General features: G+C 56.3%; 11 protein-coding genes. 9 read left to right on the forward strand and 2 right to left on the reverse strand.

Annotated elements, in window-relative coordinates; all coding sequences use genetic code 11:
* Positions 1-15 precede the first annotated feature (15 nt).
* Positions 16-621 carry a hypothetical protein gene (locus ACVBEG_RS03115; protein WP_330201223.1) on the forward strand — a complete coding sequence of 202 codons (606 nt, stop codon included), beginning with the start codon at positions 16-18 and terminating at the stop codon, positions 619-621.
* Between the two features lie 228 nt (positions 622-849).
* Entirely contained in the window at positions 850-1197 is a 348-nt protein-coding gene (locus ACVBEG_RS03120; protein ID WP_447107372.1) for a hypothetical protein, read from the forward strand.
* A 71-nt stretch (positions 1198-1268) separates the two neighbouring features.
* On the opposite strand, the gene ACVBEG_RS03125 is transcribed toward ACVBEG_RS03120, so the two are convergent.
* Positions 1269-1697: a type II toxin-antitoxin system HicB family antitoxin gene (locus tag ACVBEG_RS03125; protein WP_447107373.1), complete on the reverse strand. Its 429-nt coding sequence runs from the start codon at positions 1695-1697 to the stop codon at positions 1269-1271.
* Positions 1698-1748: 51 nt separating this feature from the next.
* The gene (locus ACVBEG_RS03130) at positions 1749-1928 is read right to left on the reverse strand and encodes a type II toxin-antitoxin system HicA family toxin (RefSeq protein ID WP_447107374.1); all 180 of its coding nucleotides are present in this window, start codon (positions 1926-1928) and stop codon (positions 1749-1751) included.
* Positions 1929-2093: 165 nt separating this feature from the next.
* Here ACVBEG_RS03130 and ACVBEG_RS03135 point away from each other — a divergent pair, with 165 nt between their 5' ends.
* From ACVBEG_RS03135 to ACVBEG_RS03165, 7 genes are all read left to right on the forward strand, one after another.
* Positions 2094-2393 (forward strand): hypothetical protein, encoded by a 300-nt coding sequence (locus ACVBEG_RS03135; protein ID WP_447107375.1) that lies wholly within the window; start codon positions 2094-2096, stop codon positions 2391-2393.
* Between the two features lie 119 nt (positions 2394-2512).
* Positions 2513-3241, forward strand: a complete 729-nt coding sequence (locus ACVBEG_RS03140; RefSeq protein WP_447107376.1) for a DUF2829 domain-containing protein — start codon at positions 2513-2515, stop codon at positions 3239-3241.
* Between the two features lie 3 nt (positions 3242-3244).
* Entirely contained in the window at positions 3245-4783 is a 1539-nt protein-coding gene (locus ACVBEG_RS03145; protein ID WP_447107377.1) for a hypothetical protein, read from the forward strand.
* Position 4784: 1 nt separating this feature from the next.
* A complete protein-coding gene (locus ACVBEG_RS03150) occupies positions 4785-6920 on the forward strand; it encodes a portal protein (protein ID WP_447107378.1) in 2136 nt (711 codons plus the stop codon).
* Positions 6917-7099, forward strand: coding sequence for a hypothetical protein (locus ACVBEG_RS03155; RefSeq protein WP_330201217.1), 183 nt, complete (start codon positions 6917-6919; stop codon positions 7097-7099). The genes ACVBEG_RS03150 and ACVBEG_RS03155 overlap by 4 nt, the downstream gene beginning before the upstream one ends.
* A 24-nt stretch (positions 7100-7123) precedes the next feature.
* Positions 7124-8053: a hypothetical protein gene (locus ACVBEG_RS03160; RefSeq protein WP_447107379.1), complete on the forward strand. Its 930-nt coding sequence runs from the start codon at positions 7124-7126 to the stop codon at positions 8051-8053.
* Positions 8054-8315: 262 nt separating this feature from the next.
* Complete coding sequence (locus ACVBEG_RS03165; RefSeq protein ID WP_447107380.1) at positions 8316-9434, forward strand: phage capsid family protein; 1119 nt, start codon at positions 8316-8318, stop codon at positions 9432-9434.
* Positions 9435-9441 lie beyond the last annotated feature (7 nt).

A 9441-nucleotide genomic window follows, 5' to 3' on the forward strand; every position in this document is an offset into this window, starting at 1 on the left:
CATTGGAATACCTGAGTGGCTGAGCGCAAGAAAGTCGACTGGGAAGCGTTGGAGCGTGAGTTCCGTATTGGCTCGATGTCGCTGCGTGCTCTATGTGAAAAACACGGCGCCAACCCCGGCAACGCCAGTCGCAGGGCAAAGAAAGAGGGCTGGGTACAGGACGCAAGCCAAGAGGTCCGAGAGCGCACCCGCGCCGCACTAATCAGCCAGCCGAGGGAAGAAGACAACACTGTTGTATTCCGAGACAACGCTCCCACGCGGGCCGACGTCGATGTTGCTGTTCAGACTAACCTGGCCGTCATCACCCGGCACCGCAAGGACATCGGCCAGGGCCAAGAGATCGTCGGCCTACTCATGCGTCAGCTCGTCGAAACCGCGGTTAACCGCGAATCTATTGAGAATGACATTGAGGAAGAAACCAAAGGCGACGAAACCAACCAGCGCCGGTACCGGATGATCAAAGCCATCTCGTTGCCGACCAACGCAGCAGTGATGCGCGACCTTTCCACCGCCATGAAGAACCTGGTTGGGATGGAGCGTCAGGCTTTCAACCTTGACGAGCTGTCGTCAGAAGAAACGTACGAAGAGCGCTTGGCGCGCCTGATGGGCAGCAAGGAGTGAAGAAGAACTGGTCTGTCACAACGCCGGGGTATAAACCATTCCCGATGATCATGCTGGATGAGGCGATGGACCATGAGCACGCTTTGGCGTTTGCGCGTTGCATCTGGCCGCTGGCAGAAATCGAGTAGGGGGAGTGAGTGTTGTTTTTGTGTGGAGGCATTAAGCTACTTTTGAAAGCGTCAAAATGTTGCTATTTTTGGTGTTCAATTAATTGGCGTAGGTTGTTTTATGCAAGCAGTCAGCGAATTTGCCGGTATGGTCACAGGCTTCTGTGGGTCGTTAATTCTCTACGCATTCCTTGTGAGCCTGTTATTCGCTATCAGGTATTTGGACCTTTGGGATATCCAAGACGGCTGGTTCTACGCAGCCGGCATCGTCCTTTTTGTGTTGGTCGCAGTAATTCCTCATGGTTGGCATCTCGCGTTCGCTTCAGAAGGATTGGATTTCAGCGAACTCAGATCTGGTGGGTTTGTTAACCATGTTGCGCTGTTTAAAGCGAACCTGTGTGGTGCGCTGGTTGGGTTGCTAGGCGCAAGTGGCCTGGCGCTTTATGTCTCATTGAAGCGCAGCTACTAAGCTGTTCATTCAAGTTCAGCTTTGAAACCCAAAGCGCTCTTGGGGTTTACGCATCTGAGCAATCTGCTTGGTTATGCGGCCTCGACCGATACTGCCAGTCGCTTGCCCAGTGCACCCAACGCCGCCTCGACCTGCTCCATTTTCGACGTGTGCAGGAAGTCCACCAACCGATCGCCCTGCGCCTGGTGAACACCCAGTAACCGGCATAGGTCGGCTTTGCGCATACCGCGCTCGATCATCGCGTTCCACAGCACGATCTTCGCGACGGTGACTACAGGCAATCGAATCACGTGCTCGCCAGCGTGCGGTGCTGACGCATAGGGAATGGCCCGGCGCTGATCGACATAGATCGACAGGGTGGACTCGATGGCGTCAACAGCCTCAGCCAAGGCGTGCGTCTGGTCGTCGCCATAGCTGTTCAGCTCTGGTAGATCCCGGCAGAAGACGGCCAAGCCCGGACTGGTGTCGTCCTGCTCAAAGCGGATTGCATAGTCGTACATGGTCACTCCTTGGAGGTGATGGTCCAGCGTTCCGATGTGGTGAAGGGGCTCTCAGAGCCCCAGTTGTTTAATGATCGCCTTGCGGGTCGGTTCTGGCATTTCCTTGCTACCGTGATCCGCGAAGGTGCTCGTGTTGCCATTTGGGGCGGTGACTTTGAAGTGGCTTCCTTTGCCTGCTTCGAAGGTCACCCCGCGGGCCTTCATCCATCGTCTGAACTCGCTGAACTTCATCACCTCGCCTCGTTGTTTGGATAAGCCATTCTACTACACATCTGTAGTATTACAACATAAATGTTATATTTGGTGAGGTTTAGCGCTGGGCTTGCATTCCGGTCTCAGTCACAAACTCTGATAGCTCCTGAAGACGGTTACACCATTACCCATCGGAGCCTCACCATGCTTATCAAACGAACCACCTTGTTCGCCCTGGCTGTTGGAATGCTGCTGTCGTGCGGCTATGCGAGTGCCGAGCCGGCGTTGCATCAGTTCAGCTATCTGACCAGCCATCATATGGAGGCTATTTGCTCCAATGCGGTTGATGCGCAGATGGTGCGTGAGCGAGCGGTGTTGCAGTGGCAGTACGACGTAGCGCAGGGTTCCAGGGTTGCGCGATCTGACATGCATGCGTCCAGCGCTGGCTTTGTGTTCACGGCCATGACTACCGACTCGCTGACCGGTATCAATCCGGCGACGTAAGCCAGACCGAAACGAAAAGGCCCGAGCACTAACTCGGGCTTTTTTACGCCTGTTGCCTCGCCGATTCAGTCACATAGGCTCGGCCCCGTCATTTCGATAATCGGGATAGGGGCTGACCAATGTTCTTTCGCAAGAAGCCGGTAGTGATCGAAGCAATCACGTTTGAAGAGCTGGTAGCGCACGGAGTCGCCAGTGGCGGAAATATCGTCAATGGTATGCCGTGGTCTTTCCAGTACGCAGGGCAAGGCATCTCTCACGAAAACGACAGCTGCTACTTGATCCCTACTCTGGAAGGCACAATGCGCTTCGAGCGTGGCGATATGCTCATCACTGGCATCAAGGGCGAGATCTATCCGTGTAAGGGCGATATCTTCGCCGCTACCTATGATTCGGCTCATGACTCGGACTGCTCAATCAATAATCGCGGTGTTCCTGAACTGCTCGGGCCATGCGACTGCTCCGCCCTAAAGACCGTGCATACCGTCGAAGAGGACTTCGGTCACTTCCTATCCTATACAGGCTTCTGGCGCGCGCCTCAACAAGAGCAAGATCGGCTGCGTAAAGCGTATGAAGACGGTTCCGACCGTGGCTTAAATCTGCCGATCAGCAGCATGACGTTTGGCTTGGCTATCGAAAACCTCAAGGCCGGGAAGCGTGTTGCTCGTGCAGGCTGGAACGGCAAAGGCATGTGGCTAGTCCTCATCCCACGATGCCATTGGGAAACCACGAGGGGGCTGGACAATCTCGACGGGCTGCCATGGATCGGCATGAAGACCGCAGACGACAAGTTCGTGCCGTGGTTGGCATCGCAGACCGACATGCTCGCCGATGACTGGGCGTTGATTTAGCCCATGTCAGCCGACGCCATGCTGTCGAAGCTCATCACTGACGATGAGCTTTACTGCGCACGCAACTTGAAGATCCGGACGAAGGAGGGCGCAATCCTGCCCTTCATCTGGAACGACGCGCAACGCATCCTGCATGCCCGGCTAGAAGAGCAGTTGTCGTTGCGTGGCTGGATACGGGCGATCGTACTCAAGGGCCGCCAGCAGGGTTGCAGTACCTACGTGGCGGCCAGGTTCTACAAGCGCACCTGCACGAACTTCGGCAAGCGCACCATGATCCTGACTCACCTGGACGGCGCGACACAGAACTTGTTCGGCATGGTTAAAACCTTCTTTGATCTCAGCGACAGCACGCTCAGGCCGAAGGTAAAGGCCAACAGCGGCACCGAGTTGTCGTTTGAGAAGCTGCGCAGCGGCTACAAGGTCGCCACCGCCGGCAGCAAGAACGCTGGCCGTTCGGACACCGTCCAGTACCTGCATGGCAGTGAAATGGCGTTCTGGCCGAACGCGAGCCAAATCATGATGGGCCTGGGTCAGACCGTACCGATGGCCGATGGCTCAGAAATGATCCTCGAGTCAACGGCCAACGGGCTGGCCAACCTGTTCCGCAAGTTCTGGCTGATGGCTGTGTCGGGGAAATCCGACTACATGCCGGTGTTCATTCCGTGGTTCGTCCAGAAGGAATACCGTCGCAAGCCTGATGCTGACTTTGAACTGTCCGAAGAAGACATCGAGTACCAGGATGCGTACGCCCTCGACATCGAGCAGATGGCCTGGCGCCGCGCCAAGACCGACACCGACTTCGCCGGAGACAGTGACCAGTTTAACCAGGAGTATCCAGCATCGCCTGACCTGGCATTCCTCAAGGTTGGGCACAAGCCGCTGATCAACACGCTGAAGGTGCAACTGGCTCGCAAGAAGCTGATCGCGCACATGCAGCGGGTCGGCGCCCACGTTGTCGGGCTCGACCCTGCACGCTTCGGTGACGATGACTCCGTATTCATCCACCGCCAAGGCCGCGTCGCTTGGGGCACGGAACACATGGACGGCGCCGACACGATGGAAGTGGCTGGCCGTGCCGCACGAATGCTCACTGATGACCCGACCATCCGCATGATGTTCATCGATATCGGTGGCCTGGGCGCAGGTATCTACGACCGACTCGTCGAGCTTGGCTTCGGTGATCGTGTCACCGCCGTCAACTTCGGTTCATCCGCCTCTGATTCACGCAAGTACTTCAACAAGCGCACCGAGATGTGGGGCGAGCTCGCTGAATGGCTGCACGACAAGATCACCCCCTGCATTCCGGATGAAGACCTGCTCCACGCTGATCTGACGTCGCCATCGTTCACGTACAGCTCCAACGGGCAGAAGAAGCTCGATCCCAAAGAGAAGATCAAGGCCGAGCTCGGCCGCTCTCCTGATGACGGCGACGCCCTGGCACTCACGTTCGCTGAGCCTGTGGCTGCGGACGACACATTCACCGAAGACTGGAAGGCCAAGCTAATGCGCCGCAACTCCCGTAAATCTGCGATGGGGGCCTGACATGGCTGATGAGGTTGCTGAGGCGAACTGGTCCCGCTACCAATACGGTATCAGACGAGGCCACAACGATTACATTCATGACGCTCGCTTGTGTGAGGGTTTTTACCTGGGTGGTGGTCGCCAGTGGACCAATGAGGACCGCCAGCGCCTGAATGAGGCCGGCAAGCCCGCGCTCGAGTTCAACCAGATCAAGAACAAGATCAATGCTGCTGTGGGTTACCAGATTGGCAACCGTATGGACATCGGATTCCGTCCCCGCTCAGGCGCCTCTGATCAGGAAACCGCCACAACGCTGTCCAAGCTGGCAATGCAGATTGCGGATAATAATCAGCTGCACTGGAAGGAAACTCAGGTCTTCGGTGACGGAGTGATCCAGCAGCGCGGATTTTTCGATATCCGTATGAGCTATGACGACACGCTACTGGGCGAGGTCAAGATTGATGTGCTTGACCCGCTCGACGTGATCCCTGATCCAGACGCGAAGGATTACGACCCGGACAGTTGGGCGGACGTCGTCGTTATCAAATGGCTGACCCTGATTGAGATTGAAATGCTGTACGGCTCCAAGACAGCCAATGACCTTGATGAGTCAGGCGATGTGGTGGATGGCGGCGATAGATCTAACACCAGACGAAACAGCTTCGGTGGTGATTATCATGACTTCGATCAGTACGTGTCCGAGGACAAGGACGACGCGGCAAAACGCTTCTGTGTAGTTGATCGTCAATTCTGGCAGATGGACAAAGCCGACTGCATCATCACCTCGACAGGTGATATCCGCGTCATCTCGGACATGAAGCCCGAAGCCATCCAGTCAATGGTTAAAGAGGGTGGTATTCAACAGAAACGCCGCGTAAGGCGCGTGCGCTGGGCCGTGTCGACTCAAGACAAAACACTGCACGACGACTGGTCTCCATTCGATCACTTCACCATTGTTCCGTTCTTCCCGACGTTCCGGCGCGGTCACACGCGTGGCCTGGTTGATGACGCGATCGGGCCGCAACAGCTGCTCAACAAATCGATGAGCCAGTTTCTGCACACCATTAACACCACGGCGAACAGTGGCTGGATCACGGTCGCGGGTACTATCGCGAACATGCGTGACGATGAAGTTGCAGATCGGGGTAGCGAAACCGGGCTGCACATGATTGTCAAGAAAGGTACCGCAGAACTCGACAAGCCTAGGAAAATAGAGCCCAACCAAGTTCCAACAGGATTTGACCGGCTGATCGATCGCGCCTCATCGCTGCTCGAACAGGCGACCGGCATCAACGAGGCCATGTCAGGCAAGCAGGGTAACGAAGTCTCCGGCATTGCCATCCAGACCCGCCAGTTCGCCGCACAGCAGCAACTGGCCGTGCCACTAGACAATCTGGCCCGCACCCGGGCAATGCTCGCTGGCCGGATGCTTGAGATGATCCAGAAGTTCTATGACCAGCCGCGAATCATGCGGATCACTGAAACGGATCAAAGCGGCAAGGAAACGACACAGGAAATCCCGCTCAACTGGACACAGGATGACGCGCGGATCCTCAACGACCTGACCATTGGCGAATACGATGTAATCGTCACTGATGCTCCGGCGCAGATCACCTTCGAGAACAGCCAGTTCCTGCAGGCGATCGAGCTGAACGAGAAGGGGGCGAACATCCCGTGGTCGTTCATCATTGGTTATTCGAACCTGGCCAACAAGAAAGAGGTTGTCGCGGCCATGGAAGCCCAGCCTGCGCCACCGGTTGATCCAACTGTCCAGGCCAAGGCCGACTTGCTCGCGGCCCAGGGTCAGAAAGCTCAGGCCGAAACGGCGAAAGCTCAAATCTCGACCGATTTGCTCAAGGCTCAGACCGACGACATCCGCGCCGACACGGTATCCAAATCGGTCACCGCGCAGTTCAGCGCTATTCAAACCGCCGCAACAATCGCTGCAACGCCTGCCACCTCAAGCCTCGCTGACGCGCTGTTGTTGTCTGCTGGCTACGTTGATCACGACGCCTCGCCGATCGTCCCGCAGTACACCGGGACCGTCCTTGCTGCGCCGAATATTCCTCACAGCACCAACCCACTGACCCCGGCCCACCCTGCGGTAGGTCTTGATGCGGGCATCGAAACCCCGCGCATTGAAGGAGTACCAGCATGAGCAAAGTATTAGATAGCGCAGCAGAAGACGACAGCGAAGACGAAGCATGGGAAGTCGAATGTGACCTTCGAGCTCTGGCCACAGCCATCGAAATTAACAAAGACCCAAAAAGACTGGCGGCCGCCAAGGCCCTGGCCAAGCAAAAAAGCGTAGAGATGGCCTCGATCGCTAAGCAATAACACTGAAAATTAAAGGGGCAGAATATGAAACCAGCACTCGCACAAGAAACCCAGGAAGAGATCGACGCCCGCCTTGCGCAGGAAGCTATCGACAGCGGCGACCACTTTGAGCCAACCGCTGATGATCTGGCTGAAGAGGCCTCCGCCGCTGCGCCGCGCGATAAAAAACCAGCTTTACAAGCCGATATCGATCTCGAAACCTTGGCTGTGATCGCGGGTGACGATAAACCGAAGATGGTTCCTCATTCGCGCTTCAATGAGGTGAACGAGGAATCCAAAGCCAATCGGGCTCGGGTGCTGGAGCTGGAAGAGCAGTTGGCGCGCGCGAATGGTAATGCTGTCGCGCGGCCGGCTGCGCAAGCTAAACCTGAGATCGAACAGTACGACTATGACGCCGCCGAAGATCTATACAGCGCCGCTATTCTCGACGGTGACCCAGCCAAAGCAAAAGCAATCCGATCCGAGATACGTGCCAGCGAGAAAGCTGAGGCGATCCGCGATGCCGAAGCTGCTGCTGATCGGCGTTACTCGACCAATCGCCAACAGGATGATTTGGCGCGCGCGACCGTCGAGCGTGATTTGGCAGTGGCCAAGGCCTACGTCGAATTTCCATTTCTGGACTCGGCCAGTGCCGACAGCAATCAAGACGCGATCGATGAAGTGCTTGCCCTGACGAATCATTTCACCAGCAAGGGCAAAACTATCAGCGAGGCATTGGCCGCTGCTGTTTCCCGTGTTGGTCCTCGCTATGTGCCAGCAGGTGACGTAGTAAAGCCGCCGTTGGAGCAGAAGCCGGACCTGAAGAAGGGGATCGAACGCGCCGCACAGATTCCAGCGAGGGCGGCAGGGCTTGGCGCTCGGGCCAATTCCATTGATGTGCGCAAACTCACCGGCGCTGACATCAAGAAGATGTCAAAAGAAGATGATGCGAGGCTCTCGGGTGATGAGGTTTAGTTGACGGCCTGATTCAGTCACATAACTTTGTGGTTGCGGTAGACATCGACGCACAAGGAAGTGCACCTCTCCTCAATCCCGTACTGGGCAGAGAGTAATAAGCCTCGCATCGGCCAGATGCTCGCTCACCGAGTTACGGTGTCCCTCGCCGCCGGGCGTTAAGCGGACCAGCTGCAAGCGCCCCATGAGCGCCTAAACCATGTCCTCGCAAGGGTGGCGATATACCCAGAACCAGACCGCCACTCTCAAAGGAATGCCAATCATGGGCGTTACCAACTTTGCGGCCCTTCAGCCGCAGAACAAAGTTTATTGGTCCAAGAAGACCTGGGAAGCAGCTCGCGATCAGATGTTCGTGAACAAGTTTCTGGGCGACGGCGACACCGCGATCATCCAGCACATCACCGAACTGACCCAAACCGAAAAAGGCACCCAGGTGATTATCACTCTGGTCGCTGACTTGATCGGCGATGGCGTGTCGGGCGACAACTGGCGCGAAGGCAACGAAGAAGAAATGGAAGCCTACTTCCAAGAAATCCAAGTTGACCTGATCTCTCACCAGGTACGCAACAAAGGCAAGCTAGCTGAACAGCGTTCGGTTGTTAGCTTCCGCAACCAAGCAAAAAATCGTCTCTCGAACTGGCTGGCCCAGCGCGTCGACGAACTCGCAATCCTGACCCTCTCCGGTATTGGTTACACCTACAACACCGATGGCAGCCTGCGTTCTGGTTCTGCCTTCCCAAGTCTGTCTTTTGCCGCTGACGTGAGTGCCCCCTCGCCGAAACGGTATTTGACTTGGGACGGTTCTAATTTGATTGCTGGCAGCAATGCCGGGATCACCTCGGCCATGGTGCCGAAGTACAAAATGATTGTGGATCTGATGGCTTACGCCAAGACCCACCACATCCGCCCGGTGGTTTCGGGTGGCAAAGAATACTTCTTGGTCCTGCTGCAGCCCGGCACCCTGGCAGCTATGAAGATGGACCCGCTGTGGCAGAACGCTCTGTCGAACGCTGCCGTGAAAGGTGATCAAAACCCTTGGTTCACCGGCGCGACCATCACTGTGGATGGCGCGGTGATTCAGGAGTCGAACAAGGTGTTCACCACCTTGAACGCGCCTGCTGGTTCCAAGTGGGGCGCTGGCGGACTCATCAACGGTACTCGCACCTTGCTGCTTGGTGCACAAGCCCTCGGCTTCGCCGATATCGAGCAAGCGGGCGATTCCTGGAACGAAAAAACCTTCAACTACGGCGCCCAAACAGGCATCTCGGTTGACCGTTTCATCGGATTCCTAAAACCGAAGTTCTACAGCGTCTACGACAAGTCGACTGAAGACTTTGGCGTGATTGCTATCGATCACTTCCTGCCAAACGCTGGCCAGTAAGGAGTTC

It is taken from the genome of Pseudomonas sp. GG8, from assembly GCF_052976945.1.

Excerpts from the sequence above, each read along its gene's own strand:
- ACVBEG_RS03160 (WP_447107379.1), top strand. The coding sequence starts at position 7,124 with ATGAAACCAGCACTCGCACAAGAAACCCAGGAAGAGATCGACGCCCGC.
- ACVBEG_RS03140 (WP_447107376.1), top strand. The coding sequence starts at position 2,513 with ATGTTCTTTCGCAAGAAGCCGGTAGTGATCGAAGCAATCACGTTTGAA.
- ACVBEG_RS03135 (WP_447107375.1), top strand. The coding sequence starts at position 2,094 with ATGCTTATCAAACGAACCACCTTGTTCGCCCTGGCTGTTGGAATGCTG.
- ACVBEG_RS03150 (WP_447107378.1), top strand. The coding sequence starts at position 4,785 with ATGGCTGATGAGGTTGCTGAGGCGAACTGGTCCCGCTACCAATACGGT.
- ACVBEG_RS03130 (WP_447107374.1), bottom strand. The coding sequence starts at position 1,928 with ATGAAGTTCAGCGAGTTCAGACGATGGATGAAGGCCCGCGGGGTGACC.
- ACVBEG_RS03120 (WP_447107372.1), top strand. The coding sequence starts at position 850 with ATGCAAGCAGTCAGCGAATTTGCCGGTATGGTCACAGGCTTCTGTGGG.
- ACVBEG_RS03125 (WP_447107373.1), bottom strand. The coding sequence starts at position 1,697 with ATGTACGACTATGCAATCCGCTTTGAGCAGGACGACACCAGTCCGGGC.
- ACVBEG_RS03165 (WP_447107380.1), top strand. The coding sequence starts at position 8,316 with ATGGGCGTTACCAACTTTGCGGCCCTTCAGCCGCAGAACAAAGTTTAT.
- ACVBEG_RS03155 (WP_330201217.1), top strand. The coding sequence starts at position 6,917 with ATGAGCAAAGTATTAGATAGCGCAGCAGAAGACGACAGCGAAGACGAA.
- ACVBEG_RS03145 (WP_447107377.1), top strand. The coding sequence starts at position 3,245 with ATGTCAGCCGACGCCATGCTGTCGAAGCTCATCACTGACGATGAGCTT.